Origin of the sequence: Actinomadura nitritigenes (assembly GCF_017573545.1) — a bacterium.
In the GTDB taxonomy this organism is placed as follows: Bacteria; Actinomycetota; Actinomycetes; order Streptosporangiales; family Streptosporangiaceae; genus Spirillospora; species Spirillospora nitritigenes.
On record NZ_JAGEOK010000010.1, the window covers coordinates 95961 to 118307 of the forward strand.

22 protein-coding genes are annotated in these 22347 nt (G+C 76.2%); 16 read left to right on the top strand and 6 right to left on the bottom strand.

The window, feature by feature from the left end:
• Positions 1–33 precede the first annotated feature (33 nt).
• Genes J4557_RS16970 through J4557_RS16985 form a run of 4 tightly spaced genes read left to right on the top strand, consistent with a single transcriptional unit; the run spans position 34 to position 4711 of the window.
• Entirely contained in the window at positions 34–1308 is a 1275-nt protein-coding gene (locus tag J4557_RS16970; RefSeq protein ID WP_208267513.1) for an acyl-CoA dehydrogenase family protein, read from the top strand.
• Positions 1309–1313: 5 nt separating this feature from the next.
• The gene (locus J4557_RS16975) at positions 1314–2369 is read left to right on the top strand and encodes a phosphotransferase family protein (protein ID WP_208267514.1); all 1056 of its coding nucleotides are present in this window, start codon (positions 1314–1316) and stop codon (positions 2367–2369) included.
• A gap of 33 nt (positions 2370–2402) precedes the next feature.
• Positions 2403–3608 (top strand): acyl-CoA dehydrogenase family protein, encoded by a 1206-nt coding sequence (locus J4557_RS16980; protein WP_208267516.1) that lies wholly within the window; start codon positions 2403–2405, stop codon positions 3606–3608.
• The gene (locus tag J4557_RS16985) at positions 3605–4711 is read left to right on the top strand and encodes an acyl-CoA dehydrogenase family protein (RefSeq protein ID WP_208267518.1); all 1107 of its coding nucleotides are present in this window, start codon (positions 3605–3607) and stop codon (positions 4709–4711) included. Before J4557_RS16980 ends, J4557_RS16985 begins: the two co-directional genes overlap by 4 nt.
• Here the strand turns inward: J4557_RS16985 and J4557_RS16990 are convergent.
• Together J4557_RS16990 and J4557_RS16995 are read right to left on the bottom strand one after the other, a co-directional pair.
• Complete coding sequence (locus J4557_RS16990; protein WP_307799893.1) at positions 4708–6240, bottom strand: phytoene desaturase family protein; 1533 nt, start codon at positions 6238–6240, stop codon at positions 4708–4710. The two genes, J4557_RS16985 and J4557_RS16990, sit on opposite strands and share 4 nt — an antisense overlap.
• A gap of 31 nt (positions 6241–6271) precedes the next feature.
• Complete coding sequence (locus J4557_RS16995) at positions 6272–7123, bottom strand: DUF72 domain-containing protein (protein ID WP_243775898.1); 852 nt, start codon at positions 7121–7123, stop codon at positions 6272–6274.
• A gap of 137 nt (positions 7124–7260) precedes the next feature.
• On the opposite strand from J4557_RS16995, the gene J4557_RS17000 reads away from it, so the two are divergent.
• The 5 genes from J4557_RS17000 to J4557_RS17020 all read left to right on the top strand — a co-directional run bounded on the left by J4557_RS17000 (position 7261) and on the right by J4557_RS17020 (position 12135).
• Entirely contained in the window at positions 7261–8076 is an 816-nt protein-coding gene (locus tag J4557_RS17000; RefSeq protein WP_208267521.1) for an SAM-dependent methyltransferase, read from the top strand.
• 149 nt (positions 8077–8225) lie between these two features.
• Complete coding sequence (locus J4557_RS17005) at positions 8226–9944, top strand: glycosyltransferase family 2 protein (RefSeq protein ID WP_208267523.1); 1719 nt, start codon at positions 8226–8228, stop codon at positions 9942–9944.
• Positions 9945–10046: 102 nt separating this feature from the next.
• On the top strand, positions 10047–10781 hold the full coding sequence (locus J4557_RS17010) for a DedA family protein (protein ID WP_208267524.1): 735 nt from the start codon (positions 10047–10049) through the stop codon (positions 10779–10781).
• Positions 10782–10839: 58 nt separating this feature from the next.
• Positions 10840–11196: a BlaI/MecI/CopY family transcriptional regulator gene (locus J4557_RS17015; protein ID WP_208267526.1), complete on the top strand. Its 357-nt coding sequence runs from the start codon at positions 10840–10842 to the stop codon at positions 11194–11196.
• Positions 11197–11202: 6 nt separating this feature from the next.
• Positions 11203–12135 (top strand): M48 family metalloprotease, encoded by a 933-nt coding sequence (locus tag J4557_RS17020; RefSeq protein ID WP_208267527.1) that lies wholly within the window; start codon positions 11203–11205, stop codon positions 12133–12135.
• A 14-nt stretch (positions 12136–12149) separates the two neighbouring features.
• On the opposite strand, the gene J4557_RS17025 is transcribed toward J4557_RS17020, so the two are convergent.
• Both J4557_RS17025 and pdxR read right to left on the bottom strand, forming a co-directional pair.
• Positions 12150–12551, bottom strand: coding sequence for a BlaI/MecI/CopY family transcriptional regulator (locus tag J4557_RS17025; RefSeq protein ID WP_208267529.1), 402 nt, complete (start codon positions 12549–12551; stop codon positions 12150–12152).
• Between the two features lie 70 nt (positions 12552–12621).
• Positions 12622–14034, bottom strand: coding sequence for a MocR-like pyridoxine biosynthesis transcription factor PdxR (pdxR, locus tag J4557_RS17030; RefSeq protein WP_208267531.1), 1413 nt, complete (start codon positions 14032–14034; stop codon positions 12622–12624).
• A gap of 47 nt (positions 14035–14081) precedes the next feature.
• Between pdxR and J4557_RS17035 the strand changes: the two genes are divergently transcribed.
• Positions 14082–15266: an MFS transporter gene (locus tag J4557_RS17035; RefSeq protein WP_208267533.1), complete on the top strand. Its 1185-nt coding sequence runs from the start codon at positions 14082–14084 to the stop codon at positions 15264–15266.
• Between the two features lie 110 nt (positions 15267–15376).
• On the top strand, positions 15377–16141 hold the full coding sequence (locus J4557_RS17040; protein ID WP_208267534.1) for an enoyl-CoA hydratase/isomerase family protein: 765 nt from the start codon (positions 15377–15379) through the stop codon (positions 16139–16141).
• A gap of 19 nt (positions 16142–16160) precedes the next feature.
• On the opposite strand, the gene J4557_RS17045 is transcribed toward J4557_RS17040, so the two are convergent.
• Both J4557_RS17045 and J4557_RS17050 read right to left on the bottom strand, forming a co-directional pair.
• A complete protein-coding gene (locus J4557_RS17045; RefSeq protein WP_208267536.1) occupies positions 16161–16979 on the bottom strand; it encodes an SDR family oxidoreductase in 819 nt (272 codons plus the stop codon).
• Positions 16980–16991: 12 nt separating this feature from the next.
• Complete coding sequence (locus J4557_RS17050; RefSeq protein ID WP_208267537.1) at positions 16992–17753, bottom strand: SDR family NAD(P)-dependent oxidoreductase; 762 nt, start codon at positions 17751–17753, stop codon at positions 16992–16994.
• Positions 17754–17779: 26 nt separating this feature from the next.
• Between J4557_RS17050 and J4557_RS17055 the strand changes: the two genes are divergently transcribed.
• From J4557_RS17055 to J4557_RS17075, 5 genes are all read left to right on the top strand, one after another.
• The gene (locus J4557_RS17055) at positions 17780–18697 is read left to right on the top strand and encodes an SDR family NAD(P)-dependent oxidoreductase (protein WP_243775936.1); all 918 of its coding nucleotides are present in this window, start codon (positions 17780–17782) and stop codon (positions 18695–18697) included.
• Entirely contained in the window at positions 18694–19185 is a 492-nt protein-coding gene (locus tag J4557_RS17060) for a nitroreductase family deazaflavin-dependent oxidoreductase (RefSeq protein ID WP_307799896.1), read from the top strand. The genes J4557_RS17055 and J4557_RS17060 overlap by 4 nt, the downstream gene beginning before the upstream one ends.
• A 92-nt stretch (positions 19186–19277) precedes the next feature.
• Positions 19278–19811: a PadR family transcriptional regulator gene (locus J4557_RS17065; protein ID WP_208267541.1), complete on the top strand. Its 534-nt coding sequence runs from the start codon at positions 19278–19280 to the stop codon at positions 19809–19811.
• Positions 19808–20548 carry an ABC transporter ATP-binding protein gene (locus tag J4557_RS17070; protein ID WP_208267542.1) on the top strand — a complete coding sequence of 247 codons (741 nt, stop codon included), beginning with the start codon at positions 19808–19810 and terminating at the stop codon, positions 20546–20548. Before J4557_RS17065 ends, J4557_RS17070 begins: the two co-directional genes overlap by 4 nt.
• Before the next feature lie 5 nt (positions 20549–20553).
• Positions 20554–22341: an ABC transporter permease gene (locus tag J4557_RS17075; RefSeq protein WP_208267544.1), complete on the top strand. Its 1788-nt coding sequence runs from the start codon at positions 20554–20556 to the stop codon at positions 22339–22341.
• Positions 22342–22347: the final 6 nt, after the last annotated feature.

Sequence of the window (22347 nt, forward strand, 5' to 3'; positions counted from 1 at the left end):
CAAGCTGACCGGAGCAAGCGTTAGGGAGGGTGTGTGGACTTCGAGCTGCCCCCGGAGCTGACCCGGCTCCTGGCCGATCTCGACGCGTTCATCGAGCGCGAGATCGCGCCGCTGCAGGCGCAGGACGACAACGAGCGCTTCTTCGACCACCGCCGCGAGTACGCGCGGACCGACTTCGAGAACGGCGGCGTGCCGCGCCCGGAGTGGGAGGAGCTGCTCGGCGAGATGTTCCGCCGGGCCGACGCGGCCGGCTGGCTGCGCTACGGCCTGCCCGGGTCGCTCGGCGGCTCGGACGGCACGAACCTGGACATGGCGGTGATCCGCGAGCACCTCGCCCACAAGGGCCTCGGCCTGCACAACGACCTGCAGAACGAGTCGTCGATCGTGGGAAACTTCCCGTTCGCCCACATGCTGCTGGACTTCGGGACGGACGAGCAGAAGGAGGAGTTCCTGCAGCCGATGCTCGCCCGCGAGAAGCGCATCGGCTTCGGGCTCACCGAGCCCGGCCACGGCAGCGACGCGACCTGGATGGAGACGACCGCCGTCCGGGACGGCGGCGACTGGGTGATCAACGGCGCCAAGCGCTTCAACTCCGGCATGCACTCGGCCACCCACGACGTCGTGTTCGCCCGCACGTCCGGGAAGTCGGGCGACGCGCGCGGGATCACCGCGTTCTTCGTGCCGGCCGACGCCCCGGGGTTCTCCGTCGACTTCCACTGGTGGACGCTCAACATGCCCACCGACCACGCCGAGGTCACCATCCGGGACGTGCGGGTGCCGGACTCGGCGGTGTTCGGCGCCGAGGGGGAGGGGCTGGCGGTCGCGCAGACCTTCGTGCACGAGAACCGGATCCGGCAGGCCGCGTCCGGGGTCGGCGCGGGCCAGTACTGCATCGACCGCAGCGTCGCGTACGCGCGGGAGCGGGTGACGTTCGGGCAGCCGCTCGCCACCCGGCAGGCGATCCAGTGGCCGCTGGTGGAGCTGCAGACCGAGGCGGAGATGCTGCGCGGGCTCGTCCGCAAGACGGCGTGGGAGCTGGACCGGGTCCCGCACCTGCAGATCAGCGACAAGGTCTCGATGTGCAACTACCGCGCCAACCGGTTCGTGTGCGAGGCGGCCGACCGGGCGATGCAGGTGCACGGCGGCCTCGGCTACACCCGGCACACCCCGTTCGAGCACATCTACCGCCACCACCGCCGCTACCGGATCACCGAGGGCGCGGAGGAGGTCCAGATGCGCAAGGTGGCCGGCTACCTGTTCGGCTTCGCCGGCCCGAACAAGGCGCGCCGCGCCGAGAGGGAGGGCTGAGGCCGATGCCGGGCGCGCGCGCCGCCGACCCCGCGCCGCCGGGGATCGACGCCGCACGGGTGGGGGAGTGGCTGGCGTCCCACGTCGGCGGGCTGGCCGCCCCGCTCCGGTTCGCGCTGGTGTCGGGCGGCCGGTCCAACCTCACCTACCGGGTCACCGACGCGGCGGGCGCCGTGTACGCGCTGCGCCGCCCGCCGACCGGCGGCGTGCTGGAGACGGCGCACGACATGGGGCGGGAGTGGCGGTTCATCTCGGCGATGGCCGGGACCGCCGTCCCCGTCGCGCCGCCGCTGGCGTTCTGCGACGACGCCGCCGTCACCGGGGCGCCGTTCTACGTGATGGGGTTCGTGGACGGGACCGTCCTCGCCGACCGCGCCGCCGCCGAGAGGCTGTCGCCCGACGCGAGGGCGAAGGCGTGCGAGAACCTCGTGGACGTGCTCGCCGCACTGCACGCCCTCGACCCCCAGGAGGTCGGGCTCGGCGACATGGTCCGCCGCACCGGCTTCGCCGAGCGGCAGCTGCGGCGCTGGCGGCACCAGGCGCACCGGTCGGGCGCCGCCTACCTCCGGCTGCTCGACGAGGTGCACGACATGCTCGCCGCGCGTGTCCCGGAGCAGGGCAGCGGCATCGTGCACGGCGACTACCGCCCGGGGAACCTCGCGTTCGGCCCGGACGGGACGGTCCGCGCGGTGTTCGACTGGGAGCTGGCGACGTCCGGCGACGCCCTCGCCGACCTCGGCTACCTGGTCTCGACCTGGCAGGAGCCGGACGATCCGCCGGGCGCCGCGCCGCCCGGGCCGACGACCGTGCCGGGGTTCGCGTCCCGCGCGGACCTGGCCGGCCGGTACGCGCGGCTGTCGGGGCGCGACGTGTCCGGCCTGCCGTACTGGACGGCGTTCGCGCACTGGCGGTCGGCGTGCATCGGCGCCGGCGTGCAGGCCCGCTATCTTGCCGGTCACATGGCCGACGACGGCTACCTGGCGGAGGCCGGCGAGCGCGGGGCCCTCGGCGTCGAGCTGGCCGAGAAGGCCCGCGCCGGCCTGCGCGCGGACGAGATCTGACGAGCGGGGACGCTGACGAGTGGAGGCGACGAGATGACAGAGGACTACCGCGCGAGGGCGCGCGCGTGGCTGGCCGCGAACGCCCCCGGCCCGGTCGGCGGCCTGCCGCCCGCGGAGCAGCTGAGCGCGGCCAAGCGGTTCCAGGCGGCGCTGTACGAGGCGGGCTTCGCGGGCATCACCTGGCCGCGGGAGGCCGGCGGGCAGGGCCTCGGCCCGGCCGAGCAGCAGATCTTCGCCGAGGAGGCCGCCGAGTACGACCTGCCGACCTACCCGTTCATCGTCAACATGGGCATGTGCGGGCCGACGCTGATCGACCTCGGCACCGCCGAACAGAAGAGCCGCTACCTGCGCCCGCTGCTGAGCGGCGCGGAGATCTGGTGCCAGCTGTTCTCCGAGCCGGGCGCCGGATCGGACGTGGCGAGCCTGCAGACCAGGGCCGTCCGCGACGACGGCGGCTGGGTGGTGAACGGCCAGAAGGTCTGGACGACGAACGCGCAGTGGGCCGACTTCGGCGCGCTGCTCGCCCGCACCGACCCCGACGTCCCGAAGCACGCGGGCCTCACCATGTTCATCGTCGACATGCGCGCGCCGGGAGTGACCGTCCGGCCGCTGAAGGACATGTCCGGCAAGGCGCCGTTCAACGAGGTCTACCTCGACGGCGTGCGGATCCCCGCGGACGCCGTCATCGGCGAGGTGGGGCAGGGCTGGCGGGCGGCGATCACCATGCTCGGGCACGAGCGGGTGGCGATCGGCGGGTCCCGCCCGTCCCGCGACAGCGCGCTGACGTTCGACGCGGTCCTCGCCCTGGCCCGCCGGCAGGGCGCCGCCGACGCCCCGGCGCACCGCGAGCGGCTCGCCGGGCTGTACGCGCACGAGCGCGCGCTGGAGCTGTTCAACGCGCGGCTGCGGCAGGAGGCGCAGGCCGGCCGCCCGCCGGGGGCGCGCGGCTCGGTCGGCAAGCTGGCGGGCGCGCTCCAGCTGCGCCGCGCCATCGAGACCGCGGGGGAGCTGGCCGGCGCGGGCGCGGTCGCGTGGGAGCCCGGCGACCGGTACGGCGACGACCTCGCGCTCGGCATCAACTCGGCGCCCGCCACCGGCATCGCGGGCGGCACCAACGAGGTGCAGCGGAACATCATCGGCGAGCGCGTCCTCGGGCTGCCGAAGGAGCCGCAGGTGGACCGGGACGTCCCGTTCCGCGAACTGAAGGTCGGCACGCAGCGGACGGAGGACGCCCGATGAGGCTCGTTCTGGACCCCGAGCACGAGGAGCTGCGGGCGACCGTCCGCAAGGTGCTGGCCGACCGGGCGCCGAGCGCGAAGGTCCGCGAGGCGATGGACTCCCCGGACGGGTTCGACCGGGCGCTGTGGCGCACTCTCGGCGACCTCGGCGTCCTCGGCCTGGTCGTGCCGGAGGCGTTCGGCGGCGCCGGCGCGGGCCACGTGGAGCGCGCCGTCGTCCTGGAGGAGCTCGGCGCCGCCCTGACGCCCGGGCCGTTCCTGGCCTCCGCCGTGCTCGCCACGGACGCGCTGCTCGCCCTCGACGACGTCGGCGCCGGCGGCGACCACCTGCCGCGGCTGGCCGCCGGCGACCTGATCGGCACGGTCGCGGCCGCCGAGGACGGCGCCTGGGACCTCGCCGGCGGCGCGACCACGGCGGCCGAGCGCGACGGCCGCTGGGAGCTGACCGGCACCAAGACCCCCGTGCTCGCCGGCGACACCGCCGACCTGGTCCTGGTCTACGCCCGCGCCCCCGGCGGGCCCGGCTGGTTCGCGGTGGAGGGCGGCGCGCCCGGGGTCACCCGGACCACCCTGACCGGCCTCGACCCGACACGGCGCCTCGCGCGGATCGACTTCGCCGCCGCCCCGGCCCGCCGGCTGGTCAGCGCCGACCCCGGCGCCGCGCTGGAGACCGTCACCGGCCTCGCCGCCGTCGCGCTGGCCGCCGAGCAGGTCGGCGGGATGCGGCGGGCGATGGAGCTGACCGTCGACTATGCCAAGGCGCGGGTGCAGTTCGGCCGCCCGATCGGCTCCTACCAGGCGGTCAAGCACGGCTGCGCGGACATGTACAGCGCGTGGGAGCTCGCCGTGTCCGTCCTGCGGTACGCCGCCTGGACCGCCGACCACGACCTCGCCGGACTGCCCATGGCCGCCGCGCTGGCGCAGACCTACATCGGGCCCGCCTACTTCCGGACGGCGACGGACATGGTCCAGTACCACGGCGGCATCGGCTACACCTGGGAGCACGACGCGCACCTGTACTACAAGCGCGCCAAGAGCTCCGAGCTGCTGTTCGGCCCCCCGAGCGCGCACCGCGCCCGCCTCGCCGACCAGCTCCAGATCTAGCGGCCCTCCAGGACGGCGCGGGCGGCGTTGTGGCCGGGGATGCCGCTCACGCCCCCGCCGCGCCGCGCGCCCGCGCCGCACAGCAGGAGGCGCGGGTGGCCGGTCTCGACGCCCCACCGTTCCGCCCCGCCCTCGGCGTAGGGCCAGGCGAGGTCGCGGTGGAAGATGTGGCCGCCCGGCAGGCCCGCGTCCCGTTCGAGGTCGACGGGCGTCTTCACCTCCAGGCAGGGGGCGCCGTCCGGCGCGCGGAGCAGGCAGTCCTCGATCGGCTCGGCGAGCACGGAGCCGAACGAGGCGAGCGTCGCGCGCAGCGCCTCCTCCCGCGCCCGCGCGGGATCGGCGCGGAACAGCCGGGCGGGCATGTGCAGGCCGAACAGGGTCAGCGTGTGCGCCCCGGACCGGCGCAGGTCCGCGCCCAGGATCGACGGGTCCGTCAGGGAGTGGCAGTACACCTCCGCGGGCGGTACGTCGGGGATCGTCCCGCCCGCCGCCTGTGCGTGGGCGGCGGCGAGCCGGTCGCGTCCCTCGTTGATGTGGAAGGTGCCGCCGAACGCCTCCTCGGGGCGGACCGACGGGTCGCGCAGCCGCGGTAGGCGGGCGAGCACCATGTTCACCTTGAGCTGCGAGCCCTCGGGCGGATCCTGCGGGGCTTCGCCGAGGAGCCGGGACAGCACCGCGGGAGGCAGCGCGGCGAGGATCCGGCGCCCGGTGACCGCGTGCTCGGCGCCGTCCGCGTCGCGGAAGGCCACCTCTCCGGACGCCGGGTCGATCGCGAGGACCTCCATGCCGGTGCGCAGCTCCGCGCCCGCCGCCCGCGCCGCGGCGGCGAGCGCCTCCGTCACCGCGCCCATGCCGCCGACCGGCACGTTCCAGTCGCCGGTGCCGTTGCCGATCAGGTGGTAGAGCAGGCAGCGGTTCGCGAGCAGGGACGGGTCCGCCGGGTCGGCGAAGGTGCCGATCAGCGCGTCGGTCAGCACGATCCCGCGCACCGTGTCGTGGCGGAACAGCCCGTCCACCGACGCGCCGATCGGGTGCTCGAAGAACGTCCGCCACGCCTCGTCGTCGCCGACCGCCGCGCGCAGGCCGGCGCGGTCGGGCAGCGGCTCCAGCAGGGTCGGCGCGACCCGCCGCGCGACGTGCCCGGCCAGGCCGTAGAACCGCCGCCAGGCGGCGAAGTCGCGGTCGTCCCCGGTGACGGACGCGAACGACGCGGCGGTGCGGGCCTCGTCGGCGCCGTCGACCAGCACGCCCGTGCGGCCGGACGGCGTGTAGGAGGCGAACCGGCGCCGCCGCAGCTCGACCGCCAGCCCGAGATCCCGGACGATCTCCGTGGGCAGCAGGCTGACCAGGTACGAGTACCGCGACACCCGCGCGTCCACGCCGGGGAACGGCCGCGCCGACACCGCCAGCCCGCCGAGGTGCGGCAGGCGTTCGAGCACGAGCACGCGCCGGCCCGCGCGCGCGAGGTAGGCGGCGGCGACGAGGCCGTTGTGGCCGCCGCCGGCGACGACGACGTCATAAGCGGGCACCGTGGCATGAGCGGACAACGGGGTCATCCCTTCAGAAGAGCGTCGGCGGCTCGGCCGGGACGGGCTCGGGGAGCGGTTCCAGTTCCGGGACGAGGGCGCGCACGTCGTCGTGGAAGCGGCGGGCCAGCGGCAGCGCCTCGGCGTTGTCCGGGGTGTGCACGAACACCGTCGGCGAGCGCCCCTCGCGCAGCCAGCCGGCGACCTTCTCCGCCCATGGCCGCCAGCCCTCGACCGTGCGGGACGTGTCGTCGCGGCCGAGGTAGCGGACCACCGGGCGGTCGGTCAGGGCGGGCGCCCGGCGCGGGACGCGCGGCTTCTTCGTCCACGCGTCCCGTTCGGCGTCGCTGGTCGGCGGGCTCCGGAACAGGACGGTCGTGTCGAACGGCACCCACTCCGCCCCGGCTCCGGCGAGGACCCGCATGAGGTCGCGCGCGGCCCGGCCGTCCTCGAAGAAGGCCCGGTGCCGGACCTCGGCGGCGTACCGGTACGCGGGCGGCAGGTCCCGCAGGAACGCCGCCAGCGCCCCGAGGTCGTGCGGGCCGAACGCGCCGGGGAGCTGGATCCAGAGGGCGTGGACGCGGGGGCCGAGCGGCTCGATCGCCGCGAGGAACGACCGCAGGTCCTCGCCCGGGTCCGCGAGCCGGCGCTCGTGCGTGATCGTCTTCGGCAGCTTGAGCAGGAAGCGGAAGTCCGGCGCGGTCTGCCGCGCCCACGACTCCACCGTCGCCCGCGTGGGCGTCGCGTAGAACGTCGTGTTGCCCTCCACGGCGTTGCACCACGACGCGTAGGCGTGCAGGCGCTCGGCCGGAGCCAGCGGATGGGGCAGGAAACGGCCCTGCCACGGCGCGTGCGCCCACATCGCGCATCCCACATGAAGCCGCATGGACGCGACGTTAGCGGAGGCGGGGCGCGGACCGGTCCGTCCGGTAACGGAACGGGGAAGGATCGCCGGCCTCCGGCGGCGTCAGGGGCCTGACGACTAGTGTGCTCGCACAGGGCACGAGTGGAAGGCGGTGGCCGGTGAGCGGTCCCGAGCAGGCGCCGGCGGGGGTCGACACCACCGTCCCGAGCGTCGCGCGGATGTACGACTACTACCTGATGGGCAAGGACAACTACCAGGTGGACCGCGACGCCGCGGAGAAGGTCGTCGCGGCCAGCCGGGCGAGCGGCACCGACATCCGGATCGCGGCCCGGGACAACCGCGGCTTCCTCGGGCGGGCCGTGCGGACGCTCGCCGAGGCCGGCGTCCGCCAGTTCCTCGACATCGGCGCCGGGCTCCCGACGCAGGAGAACGTGCACCAGGTGGCGCTGCGCCACGCGCCCGGCTCGCGGGTCGTGTACGTCGACAACGACCCGATGGTGCTCGTGCACGCCCGGGCGCTGCTCGCCGACGACCCGGCGACCGCCGTCGTCGAGGGGGACCTGCACGACCCGGCGAGCATCCTCGGGCATCCCGAGGTCGTCTCCCGCATCGACTTCGCCGAGCCGGTCGCCGTCGTCTTCTGCGCCGTGCTGCAGTTCGTGCCGGACGACGCGGAGGCCGCGGCGCTCGTGGCCGCGTTCCGGGACCGGTCCGCCCCCGGCAGCCACATCGTGCTCTCGCACCCCTTCCCCGGCGAGCGGCCGGGAGAGGCGTTCGAGGAGATCGGCCAGGTCTACACGAAGACCCCGTCCGGGTCGTTCACCCTGCGGAGCCGCGCCTCGGTCGGGAGGCTGCTCGCCGGCACCGAACTGCTGGACCCGGGGCTGGTCCCGGTGCAGAGGTGGCGGCGGGACGAGGCGCCGCCCGACTTCACCGTCCCCTCCTACCTGGGCGGCGTCGGCCGCATCGGCTGACCGTCCGGCACCGCGCGCGCCGTCCGGACGCCGCGCGTTCGCGGCGGGGTGTCGCGGCGCTTACGTTCCGATAACCCTCGGCCTCCTACCATCCGGCGAGTGGCCAGTACGGCCGCCGGTGATCCGACCGGGGCGAGGAGGTGGGCCGAGTGCTGCCGGATCCGGACGTGACCGTCGTCGTGGTCGCCCGCGGCGGCCCGCGCGGCCTCGCGCGCGCCGTCCGCTCGGCGCTGGAGCAGTCGCTGCCGGGCGTCGAGGTCGTGATCGTGGACGAGGCGGGCGGCGCGCCCGGCGCGCGCGCGACGGCGCGGCTCGTCGCGGGGGCCCGGGACCGGGTGCGGGCGTTCGCGCTGCAGGAGCGGTCGGGCGGCGACGGCCGGGCCCGCAACCTCGGCCTGCGCTACGCGCGCGGCAGGTACGTGATGTTCCTCGACGCCGGCGACACCCTCGATCCGCACGCCTGCAAGACCATGGTGACCGCCGCGGCGCAGGCGGGTGCCGACCTCGTCGCGGGGCGCTCCGTCCGGGTGTCCCGCGACGGGGAGCGGACCGCGTACCCCCACCTGTACCGGGAGCGGAGGCTCCATCCGTCGATCGGGGACGCGCCGCACCTGCTGGACGACGCGATGGCCGCCGACAAGTGCTACCGGCGCGCGTTCCTGGAGCGGGAGGACCTGCGGTTCGCCGGCCGGCTGCGGCACGCGGACCTGCTGTTCACGGCCGCCGCCTACGCCGCCGCCCGCCCGATCGCGGTGGTGCCCGACCGGGTCCACAACCGGTGCGACACCACCACGGGCGGCCGCGGGGACGTCCCGGGGACCGATCTGGGCGACTTCGCCGACCGGCTGGAGATCCACCGGCGGACCGGCGCGCTCCTCCGCGCGCGGGGCTCGGAGGCCCTCGCGCGCCGGGTGGAGGCCCGGTTCGCCGGCGAGGTGCTGCCGCGCCTCCTGCGCGAGCTGCGCGGCCGGGAGCCCGGGCACCGGGACGCGTTCGTCGAGCTGGCCCGCGGCTACCTCGCCGAGCTGGACGAGACGCTCCTCGCGGACGCCGGGCGGATCCCGGCGATCGCCGCCCTCATGGTGCTGGAGGGCGACACCGCCGCGGCGATGGCCGCCGCCGACTACGCGCCGCGCGGCGCCGGGAGGCCCGTCCTGGCGATCGAGCCCGTGGAGCGGGACGGCCGGGTCTACTGGCCGGGCGCCCACCTGGGCACCGCGCTCGGCCGCCGCGTCCTGGACATCACCGACCTCGGCATCGGGACCGCCCCGCTGGGCGCGCTGCGGCTCGGCGGCGAGGTCACCCGGGTGTGCCGCGCCGGGCGGGCGCTGCGCGTGTCCGGGACCGTCGCCAACCCGCTCGGCCGCCTCGGGCCCGGGACGGACCTGGACGGCGTCCTGGAGATCCGCGACCGGCACCGGGACGGCCGGGCGTTCGCGGTGCCGGCGACCGTCCGGGCCCTGGACGGGAAGATCACCTGGGAGGCGGTGTTCGTCCCGGACGCCGTGATCCGGCCGACCGGCCTCGCCGACCGGACCTGGGGGCTGTGGCTGCGCCTGCGCGCGGGCGGGAGCACCGTCGAGGTCCGGCTGACGTCGGACGGCACCGCGCACCGGGGGCTGGTCCTGCCCGTCCGGCCCCGGCTGACCCGGGCCGCCGGCGACCGGCTGGAGGCCTACGTCGCCGAGACCGGCGAGCTCGCCCTGCGCGTCGCGGCGGCCGGATGGCCCGCGCGGGCGGCGCTGCCCGCGCTGCGCCGGGCCGGCCGCTCGCGGCTGCGGCCGGCGGCCCGCGGCCGCACCGGACCGCCGGGGGATCGGCCCGGGGATCCCGCTTCCGGCCCGCCGGCCCGCCCCGCCGTGCGATGATCACCGGGTGCGACGCGGTCGCGACCCCCGTCTACAAGCGTGTAGATTTCGGGGACGCCGGACCGGGCGCTGGCCCGGTCCCTCCTGAACACGGGGGATCCCATGATCGACGCCTTCGGCGCACTGCCCGCGGTGGTGAACCCGCTCGACGCCGGGTCGCTGCTGACGGCCTTCGGCGCCATCGGCATCGCCGTGGTGATGTTCGCCGAGACCGGGCTGCTGATCGGCTTCTTCCTGCCGGGCGACTCGCTGCTGTTCACCGCCGGCCTGCTGTGCACGGCGAGCTCGCACGGCGACACCCGGCTTTCGCTGCCCTGGGTGCTGGCGGCGGCCGCGTTCGGCGCGCTGGCCGGCGCGCAGACCGGCTTCGTCATCGGGCGCCGCGGCGGGCGCGCGTTGCTCGCCCGCACCCGCAACCGGCACCTGCTGGAGGGGGTCCAGCGGGCCGAGGAGTTCCTCGCCCGGTACGGGCACGGCAAGGCCATCGTGCTGGCCCGGTTCGTCCCGGTCGTCCGGACCGTCCTGAACCCGCTGGCGGGCGCGCTGGACGTGCCGACCCGGGTGTTCACGGTCTGGCAGATCGCCGGCGGGCTGGTGTGGAGCCTCGGCCTGGTGCTGGGCGGCTACCTGCTCGGCTCCTCGATCCCGAACGTCGACCACTACCTGCTCCCGGCCGTCGCGGTGATCGTCGCGCTGTCGCTCATCCCGGTCGCCCTCGAACTGCTCAAGGGGCGCCGCAAGAAGACGGGCTCCCGCGGGCGGGCGCCCGGGGCGGCCGACGAGGTGCCGCCGCGCCGCCCGGCGGGCTCGCGCGGCGCGCACCGGCGGGTGAGGTGAGCGCCCTGCGCGCACCGAGGTTCGAGGGGCGGTCGGCGGCTCTCCCCAGGAGGCGCGCATGACCGGCGGACGCAGGCCGGCGGGCGCCCTCGAGTCGGAGATCATGAGGGTGCTGCACCAGGCCGCGGAACCGCTGACCCCGGCCGGGGTGCGGCAGCGCCTCGACGGCGACCTCGCCTACACCACGGTCGTGACGATCCTGACCCGCATGCACGGCAAGGGGCTGCTGGTCCGCGACAGGTCCGGCCGCGCCTTCCGGTACGCGCCGGTGACCGACGAGCCCGGGATGGTCGCCCGGCGCATGTACCAGGCCATGGACGGGCGGCCCGACCGCGCCGCCGTCCTCGCGCGGTTCGTCGAGTCCCTCTCCGCCCAGGACGAGCGGCTGGTCCGCACGCTCCTCGGGAGCGGGTGAGCGGCCATGGAGCCGGACACCCTGCTGCCCCTGGTGCTGCCCGCCGTGATGGCCCTCGCCGCGCGTCCCCTGTCGAGCCGGCTCCCGCCGCGCACCGCGACGTGGCTGCTCACCGCCACCGCCGTCGTGCTGGCGCTGGCCAGCACGGCGACCCTGGCCGTGCTGGCGCTGGGCGGGACGCTGCGGCTGCCGGTGATCGCGGCGCTCGGCCACCTGTCCGAGCACGTCCTGCACCGCGACCCGCAGACCAGCCCGATCGTGGCGACGCTCGCGGGCCCGGCGCTGGCCGCGAGCCTCGCGGCGGGCGGCTACGCCGCGGTGCGGCGCGTCCGCGCCCTGCTGGCGGGCGCGCGGGCGGCCCGCGACCTGCCCGGCCGGGAGGTCGTCGCGGTGGTCGCGGACGACGCGGCGGACGCGTTCGCGCTCCCCGGCCGCCCCGGCCGCGTCGTCGTCTCCACCGGGATGCTGTCGATCCTGGACGAGGCGGAGCGGCGCGTCCTGCTCGCGCACGAGCACGCCCACCTGTCCGGGCGGCACCACGTCTTCCGCGCGCTGGTCCACGTCGCTTCGGCCGCGAACCCGATGCTGCGGCCGCTGCGCGGCGCCGTGACCTTCACGACCGAGCGCTGGGCGGACGAGCGGGCCGCGGCCGGGGCCGACCGCGGGCGGGCCGCCCGCGCGATCGGCAAGGCCGCCCTCGCGCACAACCGGCGGCCCGGCCTCGGGCACGCCGCCGCCCTCGGCATCGGGCGGGCCGCCGGGCTCGGCCGCCGCCCCGGGCCGCTGCCGCGCCGCGTCGCCGCGCTGCTGGCGCCCCCGCCGCCGCGCCGCCGGTGGCTCGTCGTGGCCACGGCGGCGCTGGTCGTCCTGTCGGTGTGGGCCGCCAACGACGGCGTGCTCGACCTGCACCGGCTGATCGAGCACGCGCAGACCCGCTAGGGCGCCTCGGTCGGCTAGGACGGCTCGGTCGGCTCGGGAGGCTCGGACGTGCGGGGGCGTTCCAGCAGGTCGCGCAGGAGCCGCTCGTCGTTCTCGGTCAGCTCGGAGACGAACCGGGCCAGCACGCCCGGACGCTCCTCGCCGCTGCGGTCGAGTTCGGTGCGCATGCGGCGGGCGGTGAGCGCCGCGGTGTCCTCCACGGCGGCGCTGTAGGCGTAGGTGCGCCCGGCGCGGACCCGGAGCAGCAGGCCCTTGGCGTGCAGCCGGGCGAGGATCGTGGCGACCGTCGTGCGGGCCAGGCCGTCGCCGAGGGCGGCGCGGACGTCCCGCGCGGTCAGCGGCCGCTCGGCGGCCCAGATCGTCTCGAGCACCGCCGATTCCAGCTCGCCCGAGGGGCGGCGCGCCGCAGAGGTCACGGGCCCGAGTGTGCCACACGGCCGGCGGCGAACCCATGGACGGCAGGTGGACGACACGCGTCGGCGCGGGTCAGCGGGGTGCGAGCAGGTCGCCGACGGCGGCGATGCCCGCCCGCACGGCCCGCTCTCCGGTGTTGCCGAACCCGAGCACGAGCTGCACCGGCGTGTCCCCGCCGTCCGCGCGGCACATGCTCATCCCGTGCAGGCCGACCCCGCGGGCGCGGGCCGCCGCCACCAGCGCCGCCTCGCCGCCGGGGAGGCCGAGGTGCGCGACGGCGTGGAATCCGGCGTCCAGGCCCGTCAGCCGGACGCCGGGCGCGTGCTCGGCGAGCGCCGCGAGCAGCGCGGCCCGGCGCGCGGCGTACACCGGCCGCATCCGCCGCAGGTGCCGGTCGTAGCGGCCCGACTCGATGAGCCGGGCGAGCGCGAGCTGGTCGAGCGCCGGGGAGCCGCGGTCGCTGAGCAGCTTGTGCTCCAGGATCGCCGCCGCGAGCGAGGGCGGGGCGAGCAGCCAGCCGAGGCGCAGCGCGGGCGCCAGCGACTTGCTCACCGTGCCGATCGAGACGACCCGGTCGGCGGCCAGGCCCTGCAGCGCGCCGACCGGCTCGCGGTCGTAGCGGAACTCGGCGTCGTAGTCGTCCTCGATGATCACGGCGTCCCGGTCGGCCGCCCACGCGATCAGTTCCAGGCGCCGGCGCGGGGCCATGACCACGCCGGTCGGCCACTGGTGCGCCGGGGTGACGACCACCGCGCGGGCGCCGGTGGCGGCGAGCGCACGCACGTCGACGCCGTCCTCGTCGACCGGCACCGGCACCGCGTCCAGCCCCGCCCACGCCGCGGCGGCCTCGGTGGAGCGGGGACCGCCGGGGTCCTCGTAGGCGACCGTCCGCACCCCCGCCCGGGCCAGCGCGCCGAACGCCAGCACCAGCCCCTGGGCGTGGCCGGAGCAGACGACGATCCGGTCCGGCTCCGCGGCGGCCGCCCGGACGCGCCGCAGGTACCCGGCCAGGACCTCGCGCAGGGGCGTCGCGCCCGCCGGGTCGCCGTAGTCGAGCGCGGCGGTCGGGATCGCCCGGCCCGCCTCGCGGACCGCCCACAGCCAGTCGGCCATCGGGAAGGAGCCGAGGTCGGGCACCCCGGGACGGAAGTCGGCGATCAGCCGGGCGGGCTCGGGGGCGGGCGGCGCGGGCGCCGCCGGGGCCGGGGGCGCCGCCCCGGCCGCGACGCGGGTGGCCGAGCCGGTCCGCGTGGCGAGATACCCCTCCGCCTGCAGCTGGGCGTAGCACTCCTGGATCAGCCCGCGGGAGATCCCCAGCGTCCGGGCCAGCTCCCGGGAGGACGGCAGCCGCTCGCCCACGCGCAGCCTGCCGCACCGGATCGCGTCCCTGACCTGGCGTTCCAGCTGGCAGCGCAGCGGTTCGGCGGACGCCCTGTCCAGCGCCAGCAACAGTTCGGGGGACGAACCGGACCACTCCAGCGGCATGGAAGTGGAGCTTATCGGCGGTCCGCCCGGTCCGTACCGTGATCGGCATGACGACGACGCACTGCCCCGAAGCCCCCGCCCTCGCCGCGAGACCGGCCCTCGTGACCCGCCCGCTGATGCTGCGGTTCGTGTCCATGCTCGGCGCGGCGATCAGCTTCTACCTGCTGCTGTCGGTGGTGCCTCTCTACGCCCAGGGGTCGGGCGGGGGCGGCGGCGCGGCGGGCCTGGCGACCGGCGCGCTGATGTTCGCCACCGTGTGCGGCGAGTTCGGCACCCCGTGGCTGGTGAACCGCTACGGGTACCGGGCCGCGCTGGGCGCCGGGCTCGTGCTGCTCGGCGCGCCCGCCCTCGTGCTGACGGTGTCGTCGAGCATGGCGTGGATCGTCGTGGTCTGCCTGCTGCGCGGTCTCGGGTTCGCGGTGACGGTGGTGGCCGGCGGCGCGCTGACCGCCTCCCTGATCCCGGACGAGCGGCGCGGCGAGGGGCTGGCGCTCGTCGGCATCGTCGCGGGCGCCCCGGCGCTCGGCGCGCTGCCGCTCGGCGTGTGGTCGGCGCGGCACTTCGGGTTCACGCCCGTCGCCGTCGTCGCGGGCCTCGCCGCGTTCGCCGCGGTCGCCTCCGTGCCCGGGCTGCCGGACGGCGAGCGCGGCGGCGGGCGGGCCACCGGGGTGCTCGCCGGGCTGCGCTCGCCGGCGCTGTCGCGTCCCGCGCTCGTCTTCGGCGCGTCCGCGCTGGTCGCCGGCATCATCGTCACGTTCCTGCCGCTCGCCGTCGCGTCCGCGTCCGCCGGGGTCGTCGCGGCGGCGCTGTTCCTGCAGCCGCTCGCCTCGACCGTCGCCCGCGTCGCGGCGGGCCGGATCGGCGACCGGCGCGGGTCGGCCGGGCTGGTGCCGCCCGGCGTGCTCCTGTCGGCGGCCGGCGTCCTGCTCACCGCGCTCACCCGGCACGATCTCGCCGTGATCGCCGGGGTGACGGTGTTCGGCGTCGGGTTCGGGCTGCTGCAGAACGCCACGCTCGCCCTGATGTACGCGCGGGTGCCGCGGTCCGGGTACGGGACGGTCACCGCGCTGTGGAACGTCGCCTACGACGCCGGGATGGGCGCGGGCGCGCTCGGCTTCGGGCTCGTCGCCGGGTGGACCGGCTACCCGTGGGCGTTCGTCCTCACCGCGGCGCTGCTGGCGGCGGCGCTGCCCGTCGCGCTGCGCGACGTGCGCGCCGCCCGCGAGGAGTGACCGCCGCGACCGGTGGGCGGGCGTCCCGCTCACCGGGCCCGATGCCCGCCCCAGAGCGGCAAATATTGTATCAAGTATCTCCAGGCAGGGATCTTGAGGAGGAGCGGGCGATGACGGAGACGCTGCGGATCGAGGACGACGGCGCGGTGCGGACGCTGGTCTTCGCCCGCCCCGAGGCGGCCAACGCCTTCAACGAGGAGCTGTACCACGCCGCCGCGCGGGCGCTGCGGGACGCCGCGTCGGACGACGCCGTCTCGGTCGTGCTGCTCACGGGGGAGGGCCGCGCCTTCACCGCCGGGACCGACATCAAGGAGATGGCCGAGATCGCCCGCGACCACGCCGCCGGGCGCTCGGACCAGGAGATGGGCGGCGGGTTCATCGCGCTCGTGGACGCGCTCGCCGAGTTCCCCAAGCCGCTGATGGCGGCGGTGAACGGCTCCGGCGTCGGCCTCGGGATCACCATGCTGGGCCACTGCGACGTGGTGCTCATCGCCGAGCACGCGCGGCTGATGGCGCCGTTCGCCTCGATGGGCGTCGTCCCCGAGGCGGCGGGCAGCTACCTGCTGCCCGCCCGCATGGGCCACCAGCACGCCGCGCTCGCGCTGTTCACCGGGAACTGGATCACCGCGGAGGAGGCCGTGCGCTGCGGCCTGGCGCTGCGCGCGTGCCCGGCGGAGACGCTGCTGGAGACCGCGCGCGGCATCGCCCGCGAGATCGCGGCCAAGCCGCTGGCGTCGCTGGTGGCCACCAAGGAGCTGATCCTCGCGCCGCGGCGCGAGGAGGTGCGGCGCGCCCGCGAGCGCGAGGACGCCGCGTTCGCCCGCCTGCTCGGGGAGGCGGGCGCCGACGGCCGCATCGCCGCGCGGCTCGGCTGACCCGCCGGACGCGCCGGGCTCACTCCTCCGCGGGCAGGCCGCGCAGCGCCGCCTCGCCGAACAGCGGCTCGAAGACCGAGGAGTAGTCGGGGCCCCGGCGCAGGTGGTGGCCGCCGTCCACGTTGAGGATCTGCCCGGTGATCCACGACGCGTCCGGGCCCGCCAGGAACCCGACGGCCGCGGCGATGTCCTCCGGCTCCCCGACCCGGGCGAGCGGCATGCAGGCCAGGTAGTCCTCCAGCACGGGACCGGTGTCGGCGATGCCCGCCACCAGCTCGGTGCGGGTCAGACCGGGGCGGATCCCGTTCACCCGGATCCCCACGCCGCCGAGCTCGTCGGCCGCCAGCCGGACGAGGTGGTCCACGGCCGCCTTCGACACCCCGTACGCGCCGAACCAGCGGTGGGTGTTCGACGAGGCGATGGACGAGATCGCGATGATCGAGCCGCCGCCCGCGCCCGCCATCGCCCGGGAGGCGTGCCGGATCGTCAGCATGGTGCCGGTGGCGTTCAGCTCCATCGTCGCGCGCCAGGCGTCGAGGTCGAGGTTCCCGATCGGCCCGATCGAGCTGGACCCGCCCGCGCACGCCACGGCCGTCCGCAGCGGCCCGCGCCCGGCCGCCGTCCGGACGGCGTTCGCGACCTGCGCGTCGTCGGTGACGTCCGCGACGACGTACCCGATGCCCTTGCCCGCCTTCGCGGCGGCCTCCCGCAGCCGGTCCTCGGTGCGCCCGCAGATGGTGACGGCGGCGCCCTGCTCGGCGAGCCGGACGGCGCACCCGAGCCCGATGCCGCTGCCGCCGCCCGTGACCAGCGCCGCCGTCCCGTCCAGGTTTCCCATGTCGTCTCCTCTTCAGCGGTCGACGGCGGTGGTGCCGCCGTCGACCGTCAGGTGCGTGCCGGTGATGAAGGACGCCTCGTCGCTCATGAGGAACCGGACCGCCGCGGCGACCTCCTCGGGGCGGCCGAGCCGGCCGACCGGGGCCTTGGCCTCGAACAGGGGGCGCATCTCGGCCGGCACGTCCGTGCTGAGCATCGGGGTGTCGATGTAGCCGGGGCAGACGGCGTTGACGCGGACGCCGTCGCCGGCGAGCAGGTGCGCCATCGAGCGGGTGAGGCCGAGCATCCCCGCCTTGGACGCGCAGTACGAGGGGATGAACAGGCTCCCGACGAACGCCTCGATCGAGGCGATCCCGACGATCGCCGAGCCCTCCTGCGCGCGCAGGTCGTCCAGCAGCGCCTGCGACAGCAGCGCGTGCGCCCGCAGGTTGACGTGCTGGACCGCGTCCCAGCGGGCCTCGTCGAGGTCGCCGACCGCGGCCGGTCCGGAGATCCCGGCGGCGTGCACGAGGCCGCCGATCGGGCCGAGCGCGGCCCGGCTGCGCCCGATCGCGTCCGGGAACGCGGCGGCGTCGGTCACGTCGACGGCGACGGCGAGGGTCGCCGTCCCGGTGTCGGCGGTGACGGCGGCGGCGACCCCTGCGGCGTCGGAGCGGTCCCACAGGGCGACCGGGCGGCCGGCCTCGGCGAGGGCGCGGGCGCAGGCGGCCCCGATGCCCGAGGCGGCGCCGGTGACGACGACCGCGGTGCCGGGGGACGCGCTGCGGATCGCCATGGCGACTCCTTGATACTTGATACTTGATGCAAGTTCGGATCGAGATTAGCGTGCTCGCGACCCCGCCGACAGGGGCGGGACGGCCGGCGCTGGAGGGTGCGGTGCGGGAACTGCGCGGGAGGGCGGCGGCCGTGACCGGCGCCGGAAGCGGCATCGGACGCGCGCTCGCGGTCCGGCTGGCGAGCGAGGGGGTGCGCCTGGCCCTCGCCGACATCGACGAAGAGGCCCTCGCGGAGACCGAGCGCGCCCTGAGCCCCGGCACCACGGTCGTCACGCAGGTCACCGACGTCGGCGACGAGGAGTCCGTGCGGGCGTTCGCCGACCGCGCGTTCGCCGCGCTCGGCGAGGTGCGCCTGCTGTTCAACAACGCGGGCGTCTACATGGGCGGGCGCACGTGGACGCGTCCTGCCGCCGACTTCGAATGGACGTTGCGGGTCAACCTCTGGGGCGTCCTGCACGGCGTCCGCGCCTTCGTGCCCCGGATGATCGAGCAGGGCGGCGAGGGGCACATCGTCAACACCTGCTCGGTCGCCGGGCTGTTCGCCGGGCCCGGCGCGGCGCCCTACACCGTCTCCAAGTGGGCGGCGTTCGCGGCGACGCTCAGCCTGGCGCAGGAGCTGGCGCTGGAGAACTCGCCGCTGGGGGTCTCGGCGCTGTGCCCGGGCGGCGTGCGGACGCGCATCCACGAGTCGGAGCGGGGCCGTCCCGCCGGGCTGGCGACCGAGCCGGGCGAGGACTCCGCGTTCATGGAGGAGGTGATCGCCGCCACCGTGGCCGGCGGCATCCCCGTGGAGGACGCGGTGGAGGCGACGCTGAGCGCCGTCCGCGAGGGCCGCTTCCTCGTCCTCACCCACCCCGAGTACGAACCGGGACTCGCCGAGCAGGCCGAGGCGCTCGCCGCCGGGCGGCTGCCGCGCCTGCCCGACTTCGAAGGAAAGGGATGACGATGCCACCGCAGGGGACCGCCGCGCCCAAGGGCCTGGACTCGCCGATCGTGCCGAAGATCCTCAAGGTCATGTCGCGGCTCAACATCGCGGCCTACCGGGCGACCGGCGGCCGGGTGGGCGGGACGTGGCGGGTCGGCAGCGCCTTCCGCAAGGGCGTCCCGATCTGCCTGCTCACCACCAAGGGGCGCAAGACCGGCCGCCCGCGCACGCAGCCGCTGCTCTACATGCCGGACGGCGACCGCGTCGTCATCGTGGCGTCCCAGGGCGGCCTGCCCAAGGATCCCCTCTGGTACCTCAACCTGTGCGCCGACCCGCACGTGACCGTCCAGGTGCGGCGCGACGTCCGCCGCATGCGCGCCCGCACCGCCTCGCAGGACGAACGCGCGGCGCTGTGGCCCCGCCTGGTCGCCGTCTACGCCGACTTCGACAAGTACCAGTCCTGGACGGACCGCGAGATCCCCGTCGTCATCTGCGAACCCGCCTGACACCGACCCCGTGCCGCGGTGGGGCGGGCGGGTTCCGGTTGACGCCTCTATTGGCTAACCGCTATTCATTAGCTAGCCGTTAGGGGTGGTGCATGCAGGACGCGGTGCTGGCGATGCTCGCGAAGGAACCGTCGCACGGTTACCTCCTCCGCGAGCGGCTCCGGCGCGCCCTCGGGCCGCTCGGGGAGTCGATGAACGCGGGCCAGGTCTACGTGACCCTCACCCGGCTGGAGAAGCAGGGGCTGGTCGCGTCCGAACGCGCCGACGGGCTGCCCGACCGGCCGGACCGCAAGGTGTACGCGCTGACGCCGGCCGGGCAGCAGCGGGTGGCCGCGTGGCTGGGCGAGGTGAACTGGCCGAAGCCGAACCTGGCGGAGTTCCACCTGAAGCTCGCCGCCGCGGCCGCGGGCCGGCTCGCCGATCCGGTGGAACTGGTGGACGCGCAGCGCCGCGAGCTGCTGCGCCGCCTGAGCGACGTGCAGCGCGCCGTCCTGGCCGAGCCGGACGGGTCGACCGCCGGCCTGCTGCTGGAGGGCGTCGCGCTGCGGCTGCAAGCGGACCTGCGCTGGCTGGAATCCTGCGAGCGCGTCTGGTCGAGGCTTCGAGACGAATCCGGGGACGCATGAACGAGGCGGGCGCCGTGCTGCAGAGCCGCGGCCTGTGCAAGGAGCACGGCCAGGGGCAGGGGCTGGTCCGGGCTGTCGACGAGGTCGACCTGGACGTCCCGGCGGGCGAGATGCTGGCGGTGACCGGCCCCAGCGGTTGCGGGAAGTCCACGCTGCTGCACCTGCTGGGCGGCCTGGAGAGGCCCAGCCACGGGGAGGTGTGGCTGGCCGGCCGGCGCATCGACGCCCTGAGCGAGCGGGCCCTGGCCCGGCTGCGGCGCCGGTCGGTCGGGTTCGTCTTCCAGGCGTTCCACCTCGTGGAGGAGCTGTCGGCGAGGGAGAACGTGGAGCTGCCCGTGCTGCTGGCCGGCCGTTCGCCGCGCGCGGCCAGGCGCCGGGCGGCCCTGCTGCTGGAGCAGGTCGGGCTCGCCGACCGTGCCCGGCACCTGCCGTGGGAGCTGTCGGGAGGGCAGCGGCAGCGGGTCGCCATCGCCCGTGCCATGGCCAACGAGCCGCTGGTGCTGCTGGCGGACGAGCCGACCGGGAACCTCGACACCGCGGCGACGCTCGACGTCCTGCGGCTCTTCGAGGGGCTGCGCGCCGCCGGGCAGACCCTCGTCATCGTCACGCACGACGAGCGGGTCGCGGCGACCGCGGACCGGGTGGTCTCGATGCGCGACGGGACGTTCGTCGACGACACCCGGCTGGCGGGCCGGGCCACCGGAGGGCTCGGGGACATGCTCGGGCTGGGAGAGTGAGCCGCATGGGCCGCGTCCTGGTGGTGCTCCGGCTCGTCGTGGCGGACGTGCGCCGCCATCCCGCCCAGGCCGCGATGATGCTGCTGGCGATCACCGCGGCCACTGCCACCCTGTCCCTGGGCATGTCGCTGCGCGGTGCGACCGACGCGCTCTACCTGCACACCCGCGCCGCCACGGCCGGGCCGGACGTGGTCGCGCTCGCCCCCGGGGGCGACCGGGCCACGTCCTCGGCCCTGGCGGCGCTGGCACGGCAGTCCGGGGTCGTCGCCCATGGCGGACCGTACCGCCAGTACTACACGACCGCGACGGCGCACGGCGTGACCTCGGCCGCGGTGGTGCAGGGCGCCGGCGGGGCTCCGGGCCCGGTCGATCGGCCGCTGGTCACCTCGGGCACCTGGGTGCGTCCCGGCGGTGCGGTGGTCGAGCGCGGCTTCGCGTCCGCCCTGGGAGTCAAGGTCGGCGACCGCGTGACCGTCGCCGGCCGATCGCTTCCCATTGCCGGGATCGCCGTGACGACGGCGCACCCCATCTATCCCGGGGCGCAGATGATGGGCCCCGGCGGCGGTCCGAGCGACTACAGCGGCCTGGTCTGGATGACCGTGGCGGACACCCGGGCGCTCGCGGCCGCCGACCTCCCGGTGACCTCCCTGCTCTACCTGAGACTGCGGGACCCCGCCGCCGCCCGGGACTTCGTCGCCGCTCGCCGCCACGTCAGCGAAGAGCACCCGACGAACTTCTTCACCTGGCAGTTCATGGCCGAGCAGGACGCGGACATGCTCCGCCAGAGCCGGTCGGTGCTGGTCATCGGAAGCTGGCTGCTCGCCCTCCTGGCCGTCGGCGGCGTGGCGACGCTGGCGGCGGGACGCGCCACCGGGCAGACCCGGCGGGTCGGGCTGCTCAAGGCCGTCGGCGCCGCCCCCGGGTTCATCGCCGCCGTCCTGCTCGCCGAGTACCTGGCGCTGGCGCTGATCGCCGACGTGCTGGGGCTGGTGATCGCCCGGCTGGCCGCGCCCGGCCTCGCCAACCCCACCGCGAGCCTGCTGTCCGCCGCCGCGGGCCCGACCGGTGACACCATCGCCGCCACGACCGTCCTCGCCCTGGCCGCGGCGGTCCTCACCACCCTCGGCCCGGCGCGGCGCGCCCTGCGCACCGAGACCGTCACCGCGCTGGCCGACGCCGCCCGCCGGCCCGCCCACCGGGCCCGGCTGAACAGGCTGTCGGCGCTCCTGCCGACCCCGCTGCTGCTCGGGCTCCGCCTGATCGCCCGCCGGCCCGGCCGCGCCGTCCTGCACGCGTGGAGCATCGCGGTCATGATGATCGGCGCCACGGCCCTGCTGATGGCCCGCGTCCAGCCCGACTACGACTACGGCCTGGGCTCCTCCGCCCTGGGCAACGTGCAGAGAGAGCAGGGCCACCGGGTGATGCTGGCCGTCACCGTCGCCCTGGCCGTGCTCGCCGCGGTGAACATCGTCACGATCACCTGGACGACCGCGCTGGAGGCCCGGCCGGTCATGGCCATCGCGCGCACGATCGGCGCGACCCCCGGGCAGATCACGGCCGGGCTGTCCGCCGCGCAGCTCCTCCCGACCCTGCCCGGCGCCCTCGCCGGCGTCCCCCTGGGGATGTTCCTGGTGCTGTTCTTCTCTCCTCCGAACGTCGCCGTTCCTCCCGTGTGGTCGCTGTTCCTCCCGGCACTCGCCGCCCCTCTGGCGACGGCGGCGCTGACCGCCCTGCCCGCGCGCCTCGCGGCCCGCCGGTCCGTCGCGCGGACCCTCAGCGCCGAAGGGGCCTGAGCTCCG